The organism is Jejubacter calystegiae (assembly GCF_005671395.1).
GTDB lineage: Bacteria > Pseudomonadota > Gammaproteobacteria > Enterobacterales > Enterobacteriaceae > Jejubacter > Jejubacter calystegiae.
Map to the genome: position 1 here is coordinate 4,010,601 of NZ_CP040428.1, position 17,318 is coordinate 4,027,918.

At 60.0% G+C, this 17,318-nt stretch carries 18 protein-coding genes; 4 read left to right on the forward strand and 14 right to left on the reverse strand.

The annotated features are described in order from the left end of the window. Positions 1-8: 8 nt before the first annotated feature. A complete protein-coding gene (paaX, locus tag FEM41_RS18530; RefSeq protein WP_138097661.1) occupies positions 9-935 on the reverse strand; it encodes a phenylacetic acid degradation operon negative regulatory protein PaaX in 927 nt (308 codons plus the stop codon). Between the two features lie 398 nt (positions 936-1,333). Here paaX and FEM41_RS18535 point away from each other — a divergent pair, with 398 nt between their 5' ends. Both FEM41_RS18535 and FEM41_RS18540 read left to right on the forward strand, forming a co-directional pair. Continuing rightward, the gene (locus FEM41_RS18535; protein ID WP_138097662.1) at positions 1,334-1,588 is read left to right on the forward strand and encodes a type II toxin-antitoxin system HicA family toxin; all 255 of its coding nucleotides are present in this window, start codon (positions 1,334-1,336) and stop codon (positions 1,586-1,588) included. Continuing rightward, positions 1,585-1,926 (forward strand): type II toxin-antitoxin system HicB family antitoxin, encoded by a 342-nt coding sequence (locus FEM41_RS18540; RefSeq protein WP_138097663.1) that lies wholly within the window; start codon positions 1,585-1,587, stop codon positions 1,924-1,926. The genes FEM41_RS18535 and FEM41_RS18540 overlap by 4 nt, the downstream gene beginning before the upstream one ends. A gap of 50 nt (positions 1,927-1,976) precedes the next feature. Here the strand turns inward: FEM41_RS18540 and paaK are convergent, their stop codons facing one another. The 10 genes from paaK to paaA form a co-directional block, all read right to left on the reverse strand. After that, positions 1,977-3,278: a phenylacetate--CoA ligase PaaK gene (paaK, locus tag FEM41_RS18545; RefSeq protein WP_138097664.1), complete on the reverse strand. Its 1,302-nt coding sequence runs from the start codon at positions 3,276-3,278 to the stop codon at positions 1,977-1,979. Positions 3,279-3,431: 153 nt separating this feature from the next. Then, positions 3,432-3,842 carry a hydroxyphenylacetyl-CoA thioesterase PaaI gene (gene paaI / locus FEM41_RS18550; RefSeq protein ID WP_138097665.1) on the reverse strand — a complete coding sequence of 137 codons (411 nt, stop codon included), beginning with the start codon at positions 3,840-3,842 and terminating at the stop codon, positions 3,432-3,434. Continuing rightward, positions 3,832-5,343 carry a 3-hydroxyacyl-CoA dehydrogenase gene (locus FEM41_RS18555; protein ID WP_138097666.1) on the reverse strand — a complete coding sequence of 504 codons (1,512 nt, stop codon included), beginning with the start codon at positions 5,341-5,343 and terminating at the stop codon, positions 3,832-3,834. The genes paaI and FEM41_RS18555 overlap by 11 nt, the downstream gene beginning before the upstream one ends. A 1-nt stretch (position 5,344) precedes the next feature. Next, positions 5,345-6,133, reverse strand: a complete 789-nt coding sequence (paaG, locus tag FEM41_RS18560; protein WP_138097667.1) for a 2-(1,2-epoxy-1,2-dihydrophenyl)acetyl-CoA isomerase PaaG — start codon at positions 6,131-6,133, stop codon at positions 5,345-5,347. Between the two features lie 2 nt (positions 6,134-6,135). Next, on the reverse strand, positions 6,136-6,903 hold the full coding sequence (gene paaF / locus FEM41_RS18565; protein ID WP_138097668.1) for a 2,3-dehydroadipyl-CoA hydratase PaaF: 768 nt from the start codon (positions 6,901-6,903) through the stop codon (positions 6,136-6,138). A gap of 9 nt (positions 6,904-6,912) precedes the next feature. After that, positions 6,913-7,971 carry a 1,2-phenylacetyl-CoA epoxidase subunit PaaE gene (gene paaE, locus FEM41_RS18570; RefSeq protein ID WP_138097669.1) on the reverse strand — a complete coding sequence of 353 codons (1,059 nt, stop codon included), beginning with the start codon at positions 7,969-7,971 and terminating at the stop codon, positions 6,913-6,915. A 7-nt stretch (positions 7,972-7,978) separates the two neighbouring features. Continuing rightward, the gene (gene paaD / locus FEM41_RS18575) at positions 7,979-8,470 is read right to left on the reverse strand and encodes a 1,2-phenylacetyl-CoA epoxidase subunit PaaD (RefSeq protein WP_138097670.1); all 492 of its coding nucleotides are present in this window, start codon (positions 8,468-8,470) and stop codon (positions 7,979-7,981) included. Positions 8,471-8,479: 9 nt separating this feature from the next. Further along, the gene (gene paaC / locus FEM41_RS18580) at positions 8,480-9,235 is read right to left on the reverse strand and encodes a 1,2-phenylacetyl-CoA epoxidase subunit PaaC (RefSeq protein ID WP_138097671.1); all 756 of its coding nucleotides are present in this window, start codon (positions 9,233-9,235) and stop codon (positions 8,480-8,482) included. A gap of 8 nt (positions 9,236-9,243) precedes the next feature. Beyond that, complete coding sequence (paaB, locus tag FEM41_RS18585) at positions 9,244-9,531, reverse strand: 1,2-phenylacetyl-CoA epoxidase subunit PaaB (RefSeq protein WP_138099255.1); 288 nt, start codon at positions 9,529-9,531, stop codon at positions 9,244-9,246. An 11-nt stretch (positions 9,532-9,542) separates the two neighbouring features. After that, positions 9,543-10,478 carry a 1,2-phenylacetyl-CoA epoxidase subunit PaaA gene (gene paaA, locus FEM41_RS18590; RefSeq protein WP_138097672.1) on the reverse strand — a complete coding sequence of 312 codons (936 nt, stop codon included), beginning with the start codon at positions 10,476-10,478 and terminating at the stop codon, positions 9,543-9,545. A gap of 289 nt (positions 10,479-10,767) precedes the next feature. Here paaA and paaZ point away from each other — a divergent pair, with 289 nt between their 5' ends. Beyond that, entirely contained in the window at positions 10,768-12,813 is a 2,046-nt protein-coding gene (gene paaZ / locus FEM41_RS18595; protein ID WP_138097673.1) for a phenylacetic acid degradation bifunctional protein PaaZ, read from the forward strand. Between the two features lie 123 nt (positions 12,814-12,936). Here paaZ and FEM41_RS18600 read toward each other — a convergent pair whose 3' ends face one another. Genes FEM41_RS18600 through FEM41_RS18610 form a run of 3 tightly spaced genes read right to left on the reverse strand, consistent with a single transcriptional unit; the run spans position 12,937 to position 16,093 of the window. Further along, positions 12,937-13,254 (reverse strand): YdbL family probable chaperone protein, encoded by a 318-nt coding sequence (locus tag FEM41_RS18600; RefSeq protein WP_138097674.1) that lies wholly within the window; start codon positions 13,252-13,254, stop codon positions 12,937-12,939. Between the two features lie 14 nt (positions 13,255-13,268). Beyond that, positions 13,269-13,460: a YnbE family lipoprotein gene (locus FEM41_RS18605; RefSeq protein WP_138097675.1), complete on the reverse strand. Its 192-nt coding sequence runs from the start codon at positions 13,458-13,460 to the stop codon at positions 13,269-13,271. Then, complete coding sequence (locus FEM41_RS18610; RefSeq protein ID WP_138097676.1) at positions 13,457-16,093, reverse strand: YdbH family protein; 2,637 nt, start codon at positions 16,091-16,093, stop codon at positions 13,457-13,459. Before FEM41_RS18610 ends, FEM41_RS18605 begins: the two co-directional genes overlap by 4 nt. Before the next feature lie 210 nt (positions 16,094-16,303). On the opposite strand from FEM41_RS18610, the gene FEM41_RS18615 reads away from it, so the two are divergent. Beyond that, a complete protein-coding gene (locus FEM41_RS18615; protein WP_138097677.1) occupies positions 16,304-17,290 on the forward strand; it encodes a 2-hydroxyacid dehydrogenase in 987 nt (328 codons plus the stop codon). The last annotated feature ends 28 nt before the right edge of the window (positions 17,291-17,318 follow it).

Here is a 17,318-nt window from a genome sequence, read left to right on the forward strand (position 1 = left end):
CGACCTCCTTATTCCGGCGGTTGCAGGCCGCCAAAACGCTGGAACCAGCCGCTGCCCGGCGGCGGCAGTTCGCCCACCGTGGTTTCGCTGTTGGCGCTGACCCAGGTCAGCGCGCCGGGCGCGGTCCGTTGATAGATATTAATACACAGCTGGCGCGCGCTCTGGCCGAGCCAGTGCGGCGGCAGCAGTTCGTCCGGCAATAGCGGATCTTTCAGTACCACCCGCCGGTAAAAATGAATCAGCAGTAGTTGCAGATTAAAACTGCGCGCCGGGGTCAGTTCATCGCCCGCCTCGCGCAGCAGCGGTAACAGCGGCCGGAAGGTATCGATAAATTCGCCGTAGAGCGCATTCTTATCGCTCAGCTGCCAGCAGCTCTCCACCCTGGATTTCAGGGCGCTGTGCGACAGCGGCAGCGGCGCCGTGGCTTCGAAGCAGATAACGTTTTCCGCCACCCCGGACTCATGCAGAAAGCTTTGCACTTCCGCCATCCGCTGGGAAGGCGACGCCATCAGGTTCGGGGTCAGCGTTCCAAAACCCTGCCACATCAGCTCTTTTTTTACCTGCAGCATCCGGTTTTTCTCCAGCCCTTCCGACAGCAGCAGCAGCCATTTACCATCCCACTCCGGCTGAGCGGCGCGGTAGATTTTGCTTTCCGCACGCCTGGCCTGGCGGCGCCCCGACTCCGTCAGCCGGTAGTAACTGCGACGCCCGACCCGCTCCACCTCCAGCCAGCCCTCTTTATTCAGACGAAACAGCGAAGTGCGCACAAAGCGTTCGCCAAAGCCCAGCCCCTCCAGCTGCGTCGCCAGACTACCGAGCCAGACCTCGCCGCCGCGATGCAGCAGCGCATCGCCATACAGAGAGATAATCAACGAGGTTCCGCTAATGGAGCCGGCATTCAGCGCCTGCTGTAAAAAGTTGTCCAGTTTGCTCATTGCGATACATCCTGAAGCGCATCAAATTCAATAATGAATCATGGTATCTAAAAACGGTGTTAAATCATTATATTATGCCGTCATCCAGGTGTGATATGGTTCACAGATTCAACTATTGTCTGATAAAAACCCGCGCCAGAAATGGCGAGGCGGTGAACGCTCAACTAACGTTTGGTTTGCGGTTGTCATCTGACGCCGTTTCGAGTGTTGTGAAACGACTCCCCCGCCTTTAACGGCGGGGATTTTTTTGTGACATCTTACGATGACAATACCCGCCCCTGAAGGGAATAATCAGATGGACGAGAATCTGTCTGTGTTCCCCATCACTCTTCATCATATTAACGCTATACTTTGGCTTTAAGCTGCGTCATGGTGTCATTTTTTGATACTATCCCTTTATGAACAAACGACATCAAAAGACGCTGTCCGATCTGTTCAAACACCCGGTGAGTGGATCGATAAAATGGTCAGAGATTGAATCTCTGTTTATTGCTCTCGGGGCAGAGATCCATGAACGTGAAGGTTCAAGAATTGCTGTTTTATTACGGGGTGAAAAACGGATATTTCACCGCCCGCACCCAAGGCCAACCACCGACAAGGGAGCAGTAAACGCTATCAGGATATGGTTAGATGTATTAGGAATAAGACCATGATCAATATACTTAAAATCGACGGCCATCAGGCAATCATCACCTTTGACCCTGAAATTGAGATGTTCCGCGGTGAATTTACCGGGCTCAATGGCGGCGCCGATTTCTACGCCAGGAGCGTAGATGAGCTAAAAAAAGAAGGCGAAGAATCACTGCGTATATTCCTTGATGAATGCCGTAAAGATGGAATAGCCCCCTATAAATCTTTTAGCGGTAAGGTGACAACCCGCCTGACCCCGGAGCGCCATCAGGCACTGACTATCGCCGCACAGGCTACGGGGATGTCCATTAATGAAATGTTGAATGAAGGCGTTGACCTGGTACTTAAAAAACACGCATAGCGTGCATTACCCGCCCGGCATACAGAAGTCACAGGATGCCGGGCGGATATTTACTGATTCGCCGCCGGGCGCAAATCCGCGACCCGCAACGCTTTCCCTTCCGAACGCGGCAGCGAGCCGCAGTTAACGATAGCAATATCGGTACTGATGCCAACCATCGATTTAATCCGCCGCCGCAGGTGATTACAGATCTGGCAGCGCTGCTCCTGGTTCAGCGTCAGGCTGCTTTCGCGCAGCTCCACCTTAATCGCCAGCGAATCCAGATGACCATGGCGGTGCATCTCCAGTTGATAATGAGGCGCCAGGTGTTCGATTTTGAAAATCTCCTCTTCCAGCTGTGAAGGGAAGACATTAACGCCGCGAATAATCAGCATATCGTCAGAGCGCCCGGTGATGCGATCCATACGGCGCATGGTGCGCGTACTTCCCGGCAGCAGGCGGGTCAGATCCCGGGTGCGGTAGCGAATCACCGGCAGCGCCTCTTTGGTCAGGGTGGTGAACAGCAGTTCCCCCTGCTCGCCGTCGGCCCGCGGCACCCCGCTGGCGGGATCGACAATCTCCGGATAAAAGTGGTCTTCCCAGATAGTCGGCCCGTCCCGCGAGTCGATGCACTCCATCGCCACCCCCGGCCCCATCACCTCTGAAAGTCCGTAGATATCGAGCGCGGTAATGCCCAACCGCCGTTCGATCTCCGCCCGCATGCCCTGAGTCCAGGGCTCGGCGCCGAATACCCCCACCCGCAGCGAACAACCGCTGGCGTCGCCGCCCATCTGGCGCTCCAGCTCCTCAATCAGGTTCAGACACCAGGAAGGGGTCACCATCAGGATATCCGGCCGGAAGTCGCGAATCAGCTGGGCCTGTTTTTCGGTCTGCCCGCCGGACATCGGGATCACCGTCGCCCCCAGTCGTTCAGCGCCGTAGTGGGCTCCCAGACCGCCGGTAAACAGCCCGTAGCCGTAGGAGACATGCACCTTGTCGTGCGGCGTACCGCCAGCGGCGCGCAGCGATCGCGCCACGATATCGGCCCAGTTATCGATATCCTTTTGGGTATAGCCCACCACCGTGGGTTTACCCGTCGTGCCGGAGGAGGCGTGGATCCGCACTATCTGCTCCATCGGCACCGCAAAAGTGTCGAACGGATAGTTGTCGCGCAGGTCCTGCTTGGTGGTGCAGGGAAACAGCCGGATATCGCTCAGCTGTTTAAAGTCGTCGGGGTGCACTCCAACGGCGTCAAACTTACGACGATACATAGGGACATTGCGATAAGCGTGCTCCAGCGTCCACTTCATGCGCCGGGTCTGCAACGCCTGTAGCTCGTCCAGCGACGCGGTTTCAATGGGATCTGTTGTCATTGTAGGGTACTCACAGGTGAATACACTTCATTCTTCGGGCTGGCTCTTTGTTGGCTGCCTTCGTCGCCCCGGTCACATAGTACGACTATGCTCCCGGGGACTGCCGCAGTTGCCGCCGCGATCCCGCCGCGAATAATTTTGTGTATTTATTATTTATGTTTCGGCGTTCAGTCGGTGGGCGCGACCGCGAAACAGCGCCACCGCTTTTGCCTGTTGGTTTATTATCTCAATATCATAAACGCCGGTCCGTCGTCCCTGATGGCGTGCCCGGGCCGTGGCGGTGAGCACATCTCCGGCCTGCGCCGGGCGCAGAAAATCGATGCTGCACCCGGCCGCCACCGCCGCCACCCCCTGACTGTTGCAGGCGTAGGCGAAGGCGGTATCCGCCAGCGCAAACAGCTGTCCGCCGTGGCAGGTGCCGTGACCGTTAAGCATCGTCTCAGTTACGGTCATCGTTAACGTCGCATAGCCATCGTCCATTTCCACGATTTCGATGCCCAGCGCCCGGGCGCAGTTGTCGCGGGCGTACATCTCACGAGCCTGTTGCCAGGGATCACTGTGCATAAGGTTGCTCCATCAGACTGCGTTCGCGCAGCAGTGAACAGGGTCGATAACGCTCTTCACCGTAGTGGCGCTGCAACCGTTCCAGAATGTCCAGTACCCGGCGCCAGCCGAGTACCGCCCCCCAGGCCAGCGGCCCCATGGGGTAGTTCACCCCCAGTCGCAGAGCGGTATCGATATCCTGTTCGCTGGCTACCCCCTTTTGCAGGGCATCCAGCCCTTCATTCACCAGCATGGCGACCGTGCGCCACACCAGCATGCCGGGGTAATCGTTAATCAGCAGCACCTGTTTATCCCACTGTTGCAGCAGATGCAGGGCCTTCGCGGTCTGGTTCGGGGTGTTTTGCGGCGCGGCGGCGGCCACCAGTAACGGCGAACGCTGATAGTCGGCGGCCAGATCGAGCAGTACCACCGCCCGCCCCAGCCGCTGTGCTTCAGCGCCCGCGCTGTCGCCCCGGGACAACATCAACACGACATCATCGTCCAGTTCGATAACCGCCTTATTTGTGACATTGTCACTAATGGCGATCGGTGCGACCAGCGCCTCCAGCCCGGCAAACCAGCCTTCCCGGCTACGCCGGATCTGCCGTGCAGAGGCCGCTGCAGGCTCGGGCGCAACAAACGGCAGCGCCGACGGGTTTCGCGGCCAGCCATAAACCCCCTGACCGCTCTTTTGCCCCAGCCGCCGCCCCAACACCAGCTCCTGCTGATGCAGCGACGGCAGAAAGCGGCGATCCTGCCAGAAACCATTAAATACCGAGCAGGTGACGGCGAAGTTCACGTCCTGGCCTATCAGATCGGTTAGCTCCAGCGGCCCCATGGGAAAGCCGCCGGACTCACGCAGCGCGGCGTCCAGCACCTCTGGCGGCGCCACCTGCTGTTCCAGCGCCCGCCAGGCCTCGGCGTAGAACGGTCGCGCCACCCGGTTGACGATAAACCCCGGCATGGCCTGGCAGCGTACCGCCGTTTTGCCCCAGCGCTGCGCCAGTTCGCACAACGCAGAGGCCGTCTGTTCGCTGGTTTCCAGCCCGCTGACCACCTCGACCAGCTTCATGACCGGCGCCGGATTAAAAAAGTGGAATCCCGCCACCCTGCCAGGATCCGGTACGGCGCTGGCGATAGCGGTAATCGAAATGGATGAGGTATTGGTGGTCAGCAGGGTTCCGGGATCGCAGAGGTTCGCCAGTTCCGCCAGCAATTGCTGTTTGACTTCCAACTGCTCCAGCGCCGCCTCAATCACCACCCGGCACTCCGCCAGTTGGCTGAGTTCGCCCACCCCCTGGATACGCGCCAGAATTCCCTGGCGTTCCGTCTCTGCCATTTTCCCTTTCGCCACCCGCTTAGCCAGCGCGCTATCGATACGGGCAATGCCCTGACGGGTCGCCTGTGGCGAAATATCGTAGAGGCGTACCGGATGACCATGGCTGGCCGCCACCTGGGCGATGCCCGCCCCCATGGCGCCGCTGCCCACCACGCCGATAACGGCCTGTTCACTGATGTTCATCTTACCTCCCGGTAAACTGCGGCGGACGACGGGCCAGAAACGCGGCCACACCTTCACGGTAGTCGGCGCTGCGCCCGGCCAGCCGCTGGTAGTCACGCTCCAGGTCGAGCTGAGCGTCAAGTCCCTGCTGTTCGGCAGCCAGCAGCGCCCTTTTGATCAACCCCAGCCCCAGGGTGGGCTGCGTCGCCAGATGGCGGGAGATTGTCTGAACCCGGTCGCTCAGCGCGGCATCGTCCACCACTTCCCAGATCATGCCCCAGCTTTCCGCCTGTTCAGCGCTTAGCTTATCGCCCAGCATGGCCAGCCCCATGGCCCGCGCCCGCCCGGCAAGGCGCGGCAGAAACCAGGTGCCGCCGCTATCCGGCACCAGCCCCAGCTTGCTGAAGCCCATCACAAAGCTGGCGGAACGGGCAGCAATGACGATATCGCAACCCAGCGCCAGGGTGGCCCCGGCTCCCGCCGCCACGCCGTTCACCGCGGCGATAACCGGCTTTTCCAGGCGCGCCAGACGGCGCACCAGCGGATTGTAGAAACGCTCCACCGACAGCCCCAGGTCCGGGGGGCCGGCATCGGGATCCACATTGCGATCGTTAAGATCCTGCCCGGCGCAAAACGCGCGACCGGCACCGGTCAGCACCAGACAGCGAATTTCCGCGTCACGTTCCGCCTGAGTTAGCTGTTCGGCTAACTGAAGGTGCATCGCATCATTAAAACTGTTCAGTCGCTCGGGGCGATTAAAGGTCAGGGTCATCACGCCCTGCTGCACATCACGGGTAATCAGCTCATCCACGGTCAGCGTCCTGTAAATTTCGGAGTTCGTTTTTCCAGAAAGGCGCGAATGCCCTCCTGACGATCGTCGGTGGCGGCCAGCAGCGTAAATAACTGACGCTCAATGCTGAGCCCCTGGCTGAGCCCCACTTCCTGGCCCTGACGCAGCGCCTGTTTTGCCGCCTGCAGCGCCAGCGGCGCCCGTTCGGCGATACGCTGCGCCAACTGCTGCGCATACTCCAGGGTCAGATCCGGCGGGCATAGCCGGGCCACCAGCCCCACCCGCCAGGCTTCCCGGGCGTCGATGGGTTCGCCGCTCAGCACCATGCGGCTGGCCAGCCCCTTGCCTACGGCGCGCAGCAGGCGCTGGATGCCGCCCGCCCCCGGCATAATGCCCAACGTGATTTCCGGTAAACCAAAGCGAGCGTTTTCACCGGCAACCACCATGTCGCTCAGCAGCGCCAGTTCGAAACCGGCGCCCAGGGCATAGCCGTTAACCGCCGTCAGCAGCGGTTTGGGAAAACCGTCGATGCGCGCCCACAGCCCGGGGCGCGGATCCTGCAGGGTGGCGACCATATCCCGACTGGCCATCTCTTTAAGATCGGCCCCGGCGGCAAAGCCGCGTCCGGCGCCGGTAATTACCACCGCGCCGATGCTTTCATCGCCGCTGGCCTGTTCCAGCGCCGTCGCCAGCCTTTCCAGTTGGGCATTGTCCAGCGCGTTACGCGCCTGCGGACGATTCAGGGTCAGGGTCAACACCCGCCCCTGACGCTCGCTAATCAGTTGCGTCACCTCGCCCCCTTAAACGTCGAAGTCCACCACCAGGCCATCGCCTTTCGGCAACGCCTGGCAGCTCAGGATGTAGCCTGCCGCCAGTTGATCCGGCTCCAGACTGTAGTTAACCGCCATCTCCACTTCGCCCTGCAACACCCGGCATTTACAGGTAGCGCAGACGCCGCCTTTACAGGCATAAGGCAGGTCGGCCCCCTGACGCAGAGCGGCATCCAGAATGCTTTCATCTTCTGCGGCCAGCACAATCTGGCGCTGGTGGCCATCCTGACGCACGGTAACCCGGGTGCCTTGCGCCGCGCCGGCCGTTCGCCGCGGGCCGCCAGTTCCCGGCGTATTAAAATGTTCGATATTAATAGTGTCCGGCGCCATGCCCAGTTCCACCAGCGCTGCGCTGGCCTGCTCCATCATCGCCTGGGGGCCGCAAATAAAGGCACGATCAAAACGCGAAAAATCCAGTAGCTGTTCGCCCAGCGCATGGAGCTTCTGACCGTCGATGCGGCCATGAAACAGCGCGCTTTCGGTGCTCTCCTGACTGAAGATCCATAGCAGTTGCAGGCGCTGGGGCCAGCGGTCCTTCAGGTCCGCCAGCGCCTGGCGGAACATCATGCTGTCGGTGGAGCGGTTGCCATAAATCAGGGTAAAGCGGCTTTCCGGCTCGGTCGCCAGCGTCGCTTCGATAATCGCCAGCATCGGCGTAATGCCTGAGCCTGCGGCAATCGCCAGATAGTCGCCGCGCACCGCAGGGTCTGGCCGGTAGCCGAAGTTGCCCTGGGGCACCATCACCTCCAGACTGGCGCCCGGTTGCAACTCTCGCAGGGCGTAGCCGGAAAAACGCCCACCCTCAATGCTTTTTACCGCCACGCTAATTTCACCGGCTCGCGGCGCCCGGCAAATGGAGTAACAGCGCCGCAACTCTTCGCCATTAATCCGGGCTTTCAGCGTCAGATGCTGGCCGGGACGCCAGGCGTAATCCCGCGCCAGCGCCTCGGGCACCGCGAAGGTGATCTCCACCGCTTCCGCCGTTTCCGGCTCGATATTCGCCACTGTCAGGGCATGAAAGGTCGTCATGGCCACCTCAGATACATTTGAAATAGTCGAAGGGTTCCCGGCAGCTTTCGCAGCGCCACAGCGCCTTGCAGGCCGTGGAGCCAAATTCGCTGATAAGCTGGGTCTGAACGCTTGCGCAGCGCGGGCAACGGACCCGCTCCGGCATCAGGGCGTGGCAGCTATGCCCCACCGGCGGGCTGATGCCATATTCCCGTAACCGCCGCCGGGCATCGGGACTCATCCAGTCGGTGGTCCAGGCCGGGTGTAACTGTACGGTCACCTCTACCGGGCCGTAGCCCCGACTTTCCAGAACCGTGCGGATCTCCGCCATCAGCGTTTCGGTGGCCGGACAGCCGGAATAGGTGGGCGTAAAGCCGATACGCCAGCCGCGCCCGTCGTGCTTCACGCTGCGTACCATGCCGAGATCGGTGATGGTCAGTACCGGGATCTCCGGATCGCTGATGGTGGAAAGCAGCGCCCAGACCTCGCGGGTTTGCGGCGGCGTCAGGGTCAGGTTCATCGCCCCTCCTTACCAGCTCAGGCCGGGATAGCTGCGTTGCAGATACTGCATCTCTGCCAGCAGCGGCCCCAGATGTTCGCTATGCAGCCCGGCACGACCGCCGGTGCGGTATCCCGCTTCGTCCGGCTCACGCAATCCGGCTTCCCGCAGCCCCTGTTCCACCTCCTGGCGCCAGGGGGTCTGCAGGGTACGGGAGTCCACCGCAATGCCCTGCTCCGCCAGCGCGATTTCAAGCTGATCCGCCTGGAACAGTTCGCCGCTAAAGCGCCACAGTTCATCCAGCGCCTGCTGCATTTTGGTGTGGGAAAGTTCAGTGCCGTTGCCCAGGCGAATCAGCCAGCCGCGGCTAAAGCGCAGGTGATAACGCACCTCTTTAATGGCACGGGCGGCAATGGCCGACAGCGTTTCATCACGGCTGTGGATCAGCCGCTCGTAAAGCGCGACATGCCAGGCATCCATCAGATACTGACGCACCAGGGTGTCGCTGAAATCACCGTTAGGTTGTTCCACCAGCAGCAGATTGCTGTACTGACGTTCGTCACGGCCAAAGGCGAGCGTATCTTCATCGCCCTCTCCCAGCCGCTGCGCCGCATAGCTCAGCAAATGGCGCCCCTGACCCAGCAGATCCAGACCGATATTGGCCAGCGCCAGGTCGATTTCCAGCTCCGGAGCATGGCCGCACCATTCGCACAGGCGCTGGGCCAGAATCAGGCTGCTGTCGCCCAGCCGCAGGCTGTAGCTGGCGATTGTGTCACTGTGTTGCACGGGCCACCTCACATATGTTCAATGCCATCGGGAATGGTGTAGAAGGTTGGATGGCGGTAGATTTTGGTGTCCGCCGGGTCGAAAAACTCGCCGCGCTCTTCCGGCTGGGAAGCCACGATCTGGCTGGCCCGCACCACCCAGATAGAGCAGCCTTCACTGCGCCGGGTATAGGCATCGCGCGCGTTTTCCAGCGCCATTTGATCGTCGGCGGCATGCAGACTGCCAACGTGACGGTGCGACAACCCCTGGCGGTTACGGACAAAGACCTCATATAGCGGCCAGTACTCTTTGCTCATCATGGTTCTCCTCAGGCGGCGTCGGTACGCTGCTGTTTTTCGGCCCAGGCCAGCGCCGCTTCGCGCACCCAGGCTCCCTTGTCCCAGGCCCGGCGCTTCGCCGCCAGCCGTTCGTGATTACAGATACCGCGTCCGGCAATGACCTCATTCAGTTCCGTCCAGTTGATTTCACCAAAGCGGTAGTGGCCGCTGGCCGCGTCCCAGGCAAGGTCCGGGTCCGGCACCGTCATTCCCAGCGCTTCAACCTGCGGAACGGTGTTATCCACAAAGCGCTGACGCAGTTCATCGTTGGTATGGCGTTTAATTTTCCAGGCCAGACTGCGGGCGCTGTTGGGCGACCTGGCATCGTCAGGGCCGAACATCATCAGCGACGGCCACCAGAAGCGATTAATGGCGTCCTGCAACATCCGGCGCTGTTCATCGCTGCCGTTAGCCAGCGCCACGCAGGCCTCAAACCCCTGACGCTGGTGAAAGCTCTCTTCCTTACAGATTTTCACCATCGCCCTGGCGTAAGGACCGTAGGAGGTTCGACACAGCGCCACCTGGTTAACAATGGCCGCGCCATCCACCAGCCAGCCGATAACCGGAATATCGGCCCAGTTCAGGGTCGGGTAATTGAAGATGGACGAATACTTCATCCGCCCTTCCAGCATCTTGCGATAGAGATCTTCCCGGGCGCAGCCCAGGGTTTCTGCCGCGCTGTAAAGGTAAAGACCGTGACCGGCTTCATCCTGCACCTTCGCCAGCAGGATAGCCTTACGGCGCAGGCTGGGCGCCCGGGTCAGCCAGTTACCCTCTGGCAGCATGCCCACCACTTCGGAATGGGCATGCTGACCGATCTGGCGAATAAGCGTTTTACGGTAGTCATCCGGCATCCAGTCCTGAGGTTCAATGGCGCGTTCCCCGGCGATATCGGCCTCAAAACGGCGTTGTTGTTGGTTCGTCACGGCACCACCCCTTTATGATTCCAGTTTTAATAAAAATAAATTCAAAATGAATCACTTCATAATGGAAAAGTTACAAATAAGTTAAGCATATGAGCAAAGAATGTATTGGCATTCTGTGAGCGCAATCACGATAAATATCATAAAAATCCTATTTATCATTAAGTTGCTTAGATGAACGAAGCGGCGGCAAATCACATTGTTAATAAAACATTAAATGGCAGCTTGATTTTTATGATTCACAAAACAACTATTATTGTGTTTTTACGTAACATTTAATGGGGAGCAAACTATGCAGCAGTTAGCCAGTTATCTTTCGGGCGTCTGGCAGTGCGGTAACAGTGAGGGGCGTACCATCCGCCATGCGATTAGCGGCGAAGCGCTGTGGCAGGTTTCCAGCGATGGGCTGGATATGGCCGCTGCCAGGCGCTACGCCATTGAACGCGGCGGTAGCGCCCTGGGGGCGATGACCTTTGTTCAGCGCGCCGCCATGCTGAAGGCACTGGCCAAACACCTGCTGGCCCATAAAGAGAGTTTCTACGAGATTTCAGCCCAGACCGGCGCCACCCGCGCCGACGGATGGGTGGATATTGAAGGGGGCATCGGCACGCTGTTTGCTTATGCAGGCCTGGGCAGCCGCGAACTGCCGGACGACCAGCTGTGGCCCGAAGATGAGCTTATTCCGCTGTCAAAACAGGGGGAGTTCGCGGCCCGTCACGTGTTGACCCGCCGCGACGGCGTGGCGGTACACATTAACGCCTTTAACTTCCCGTGCTGGGGAATGCTGGAAAAACTGGCTCCCACCTGGCTTGCCGGTATGCCCGCCATCGTGAAGCCCGGCACCGCCAGCGCCCAGCTCACCCAGGCGATGGTCCGCGCCATTGTCGACAGCGATCTGGTACCGGACGGCGCCATCAGCCTGATCTGCGGCGGCGCGGGGGACCTGCTGGACTATCTGGAAGAGCAGGATGTGGTGACCTTCACTGGCTCTGCGGCCACCGGTCAGAAGCTGCGCTGCCACCCCAATCTGGTGGCGCGATCGATCCCCTTCACCATGGAGGCGGATTCCCTGAACTGCTGCGTACTGGGCAGTGACGTCACTGCACAACAGCCGGAATTTGCGCTGTTTATTCGCGAAGTAGTACGCGAAATGACCGCCAAAGCCGGACAGAAATGTACCGCGATTCGCCGCATTATGGTGCCGGAAACGCAGCTTGAGGCGGTACGTGAAGCGCTTATCGCCCGACTTAGCAAAGTTCGCTGGGGCGATCCCGCTGAGGAAGGAGTCAAAATGGGCGCGCTGGTCAGTAGCGAACAGCGTGACGATGTGGCAGCGCAGGTCAACGCGCTGGTAGAAGCAGGCTGCCAGCTGGCGCTGGGGGGCACGCCCGATACCCGTAGCCCTGGCGCCTTCTTCCCACCGACCCTGCTGGTTTGCCCGCAGCCGGATGAAATCACGGCGGTACACCAGCGCGAAGCCTTCGGACCGGTCGCCACCCTGATGCCCTACCGGGACGATGACCACGCCATGGCGCTGGCCCGGGCCGGATGCGGCAGCCTGGCAGGTACACTGGTCACCAATGATGAAGCCCTGGCCCGCCGGTTTGTGCTGGGGGCGGCGCGCGCCCATGGTCGACTGCAGATTCTGAATGGCGAATCGGCCCCCGGCTCCACCGGCCACGGCTCGCCGCTGCCGCAGCTGGTGCATGGCGGCCCCGGACGGGCCGGCGGCGGCGAAGAGCTGGGCGGCCTGCGCGCCGTGAAGCACTACCTGCAGCGTACCGCCATTCAGGGAAGCCCCTCGATGCTGGCCGCCATCGGTCGCCAGTGGGTGGCGGGCGCCCGGGTCAATGAGTCCCCGGTGCATCCGTTCCGTAAAGAATTCGAAGATCTGCACCCTGGCGACAGCCTGCTCACCGCCCGCCGCACCGTAACCGAAGCCGATATCGTCAACTTCGCCTGTCTGAGCGGTGACCACTTCTACGCCCATATGGATAAGATCGGCGCCGCCGAATCACTGTTTGGCGAGCGGGTAGCCCACGGCTACTTTGTGGTTTCCGCCGGTGCCGGGCTGTTTGTCGACCCCGGCGTCGGGCCGGTTATCGCCAACTATGGCCTGAATAATCTGCGCTTTATCGAACCAGTGAAGATTGGCGATACCATTCAGGCGCGGCTGACCTGCAAACAGAAGACCGCCAAAGCCCAGAAAACCCCGGAAGATCGTCCGGTCGGCGTGGTGGAATGGGCCGTCGAAGTCGTCAACCAGCATCAGCAACCGGTGGCGCTGTGGAGTATCCTCACCCTGGTGGCACGCCGCAACGGCGATTTTCCTGCATGATTGATGAGGCGGGCATAGATTTGCCCGCCCTTTTCCCCAACCTGGCACAAACGGCAAATCTTTCACGGCACTCTGGAAGAATTTGGCGTAACGCCCGGCGAATACCGGCGCCGCCATCTCTGACTACTTCTTCATCCAGCGCCCGTTAATACCGCGCACGTACTCGCCGACTGCTGCGCGAGTGACCAGCTTCTGCCCGGCCAGCCGCGCCACTTCTTCAATCGGGACGTTATGGCTTTTTGCCAGCGCGCGGTAGCTCTGCTGGCGCTCTTTATTGATACGGTCCACCAGGACCTGGCTTTCCGGATCCGCACTGATGGTCGCCAGATAGCCCCCCAGGGTTTCGCCCACCCGCCCCTGGCTGCGCGCTTCATCCAGCGTCAGGGCGCTGACGCTCACACTCGCCAGCAACAGAACCAGTCCGCTGATAAGTCGTTTCATCTTCGTCGGCTCCGTTAAAAGAGATCGCTGCGGCTCTTCAGCAGCGTTTCCACGTCTTTATCCACCTTGACGTGAATTTCATGTTCGATCTTCACGTTCATATTGATGGTGATGGGCTCAGATGGCGCCGCCACCTCAATACGCGGCGTGCAGCCGCTGAGCCCGACGACCGTCAGCGCCAGCAGGGCGACTCCCCATGTGTTCATTGTTGCTCCTTACAGTTTTGCCCGGCGCAGCGCGCATCAGGCAGGGACATATTCTGCTCCAGCCAGGATTGCAGGTTGTCGCCAAAGCGCAGGCTGCGCCACAGCGTAAAAAGGTTTTCCTGATGGGTATAGTTCAGCTTCACAGTGCCGCTTTTGCCGTTTACCCGGCCAGTGCCCTCCAGCTCCGAAGCCATGGTCAGCACGCCAAGATTATCGAGATTGATTTTGGTCCAGGAGCGGGAAATTTCCATATAGCGCAGCCAGTTAATGGCTGAGCCCGCCGTCACGTTATCGTTCGCAAGGGCATCGGCCATATCTTTATCAAGCCGCAGCGTCAGCGGACCGCGGGCCGTTACCCAGCCGTCTTTCACAATCCATTGCGGATGGTTAAACCAGATGGGCAGCGCCCCTTCAATTCGGCCGGAAAGCGCGAACTGCTTGGGATTCACGGCGCTGACCAGTTCGCTGGAAGAGATATTGTGCAGCCGCAGCAGTGCCGGGTCGCGCTGCGGCATGCGTAGCTGTTTCATCAACAGACTACCGCCCAGCAGCTCCACGCTGACGTCGCTCAGCAACAAAGGATGGGTTTCGCTCCAGGGATACCAGCCCTGGAGATCGGCGCTCAGCTTGCGGGCCACCGCCTGGCTTTCTATCTCTTCAATGCGCAGCCGCACCGGGCCGCGGGTACCCAGGTGCCAGGTGGCGTCGCTGTAGCGGAATGGCAGCACAAAATCGACGCCGTTAATTTTGCTGTCCGGCAGCCAGGCGCTACCGCCCTTCAGCACGCCGTGACCGCCCGCTTCAAAACCCTGTCCCGCCGCGGCAGAAAAAGCCACCTGGGCGTATAGTTCACCGGACTTAAGGGCCAGTTTCCAGTCCGGAGGAAGCAGCGGCTGAAAGACCGACAGCGGCTGACGCGGCCACCAGGCTTCGCCGCGCAGGCGCTCGCCGTCCCAGCGGCCGTGCACCCGAACCGGACCAATGTCTTCCGCCGTTAAATCGCCGCGATACAGGAACGTGGTGGGCTCTTTGCCTTTGACTTCAAAGTTGAGTACCGCCGGCGGCAGCACGCTGCCGCTGCTGAACTGCGTGCTCCCCGCATGCAGGGCCAGCGCGCCGCTGAAATCAGGATGCTGCGGATTGCGCTGCCAGACCACCGGCTTCACCAGAGTCATGCGCGGCTGATGCACCGTCATACTGCCGTACTGCAACTGGTCGAATCCGGTAGACAACGCCGCCAGGCGAATCTCACTGTCGCGCCACTGGCCTTCCCCTTTCACGTCCCAGCGGGCGTTCATCGGGGTGAACTGGCCGTCACCCCAGTAGCGCCACACCCACAGCCCTTTGTCCGGCAGAAAATCGCTGGCCTGGCCGTCCAGGTGTAGGGTGAAGTTGCCCATCTCATTTTCGTGAGCGCGCAGAATGGCCTGGAGCCGCCCATCCACGCCGTTGCGGGTCAGCCGTACACCGGCCAGCGGCCAGCGCACTTCATCAATATTCAGCGAATCGATTATCCGGCCTCGCGAGCGCAGCAGCGCGCCGGGCTGAAAATGGAGGGCGGGATCTAACAGCGGGCCGCTCAGTTTGCCGGGCAGCATAGCGTAGAAGATCATTTGATCCTGTTTGGCTTCGCCGGTCAGGCGCAGCGGCATATCGCTTTCGGTCATGCTTAACCGCCCCGGCCCCAGGGTCAGTACCGCATTGCCCTTACCGGCATCCCCTTCGGTCAGCACGCTAACCCGGGCGGTGATTTGCGCCTGTTCCAGTCCCTTCCGCCAGTCGACCACCTGTAACGCCAGGCGGCCGCTGAGCGGAAAACCGGCCCAGGGCCAGAGCCAGCGTCCGTCGCTGATTTTCAGGCGATCGCGGCTCAGTTCCCACGGCAGATCCAGCAGTGGCTCCACCAACGCTTCGCTACCGATAAGCAACTGACCACGGTTGCTTTCCCAGTTCAGTTCGGCGGTGGCATGGCGCGGCTCCTGCGGCAGCGTCATGCTCGCCTTCACGTGACCGTGAGTTGGCAGGCCATCCGGCATCAGGGCCAGTTTCACCTCGCCCACCAGCCTGGCGGGCTCCATACCGGAAAAAGGCCGCACTTCAAACTGCTTAACGGTAAGGTCGCGACCATTAAGCACGGCTTTCAGGGTAAGCAGATCGCCACTGAAGCTGACCTGCTGGCTGCGGGGCGTCATCGCCAGCTTTAACGCGCCGCTATACTGCGGCACGGAGGTCAGCGTCAGGCGCTCAATGTCCACGCTGGAGTTGGGCAACATCTGCTGCCACTCGGCCAGGGTACGCGTCGTCTCAGAGGGAGTATCGTCAGTGGGGATTTTGCTAAAACAGTCTGGATTCAGCGTCAGCTCGCCAATCTTCAGGCTCCAGCGTCCGGGATGACGCAGCGCCGCCGACTTAATATTCGCCAGTTCACATTCGCCAGCCAGATAGCGCAAATCCGGCAGGATCAGCGCCCCCTGCTTAATGCGCGGCCCCGAAGTCATGGCAATGCGCGTACCCTGCGGCAGCCAGATGTCCGCCAGAGTCGGCAACCAGTGCGCCACCGTTAACATCAGCGTCAGCGGCAGCAAAATCAATAACAACAGTAGCGCGATGAGTGCTTTGTATTTACCCTTCATGGGCCGTTAATGTCCTGATTAAGCAAGATTTCAGGCCGAAACAGTACGTTATTCTGACACATTTAGTCGACCAGGTGAAGTTGGGTACCTTCCGGGGGCGTCAATGGCCTAAACTAATGAGTATGTACAGGATATGTAGTGCATTCTTTTAAAATTGTCAGACAATATTAACGGTGATAATCTGGCACCATACCTGATGGAGAAAGTATTATGAAACTGGCGGTATACAGTACAAAACAGTATGACAAAAAATATTTGCAGCATGTTAACCAGGAATATGGTTTTGAACTCGAATTTTTTGACTTTCTCCTGACTGAGAAAACGGCCAAAACGGCCCACGGCTGTGAAGCCGTCTGTCTGTTTGTTAACGATGACGGTAGCCGCCCGGTGCTGGAAGAGTTAAAAAGTCAGGGAGTGAAATACATCGCCCTGCGCTGCGCCGGGTTCAATAACGTCGATCTCGACGCCGCCAAAGCGCTGGGGCTACGGGTGGTACGGGTTCCCGCTTACTCGCCGGAAGCGGTCGCGGAACACGCCGTGGGGATGATGATGTGCCTGAACCGCCGCATCCACCGCGCCTGGCTGCGTACCCGCGACGCCAACTTCTCGCTGGAAGGGCTCACCGGTTTTACCATGCACGGCAAAACGGCGGGCATTATCGGCACCGGTAAGATAGGCACCGCGACCCTGCGTATTTTGAAAGGTTTTGGCATGCGCCTGCTGGCGTTCGATCCTTACCCGAATCCGGATGCGCTGGATCTGGGAGCCGAGTATGTGGATCTGCCCACCCTGCTGGCCCAGTCCGACGTTATCAGCCTGCATTGTCCCATGACCCCGGAAAACTACCATCTGCTGAATGCCGACGCCTTCGCACAGATGAAAGACGGTGTGATGATTATCAATACCAGCCGCGGCGGACTCATCGATTCCCAGGCGGCCATCGAAGCGCTGAAAACCCAGAAAATCGGCTCGCTGGGGATGGACGTCTATGAAAACGAACGCGATCTGTTCTTTGAGGATAAGTCCAACGACGTTATCCAGGATGATGTGTTTCGTCGCCTTTCCGCCTGCCATAACGTGCTGTTCACCGGTCATCAGGCTTTCCTGACCGCGGAAGCGCTGATCGGTATTTCAGAGACCACCCTGAAAAACCTGGATCAGCTAACCAAAGGGGAAGCCTGCGCCAACGAGCTGTAATGGCTAATGTTCCGTGCGCGGTCACGGT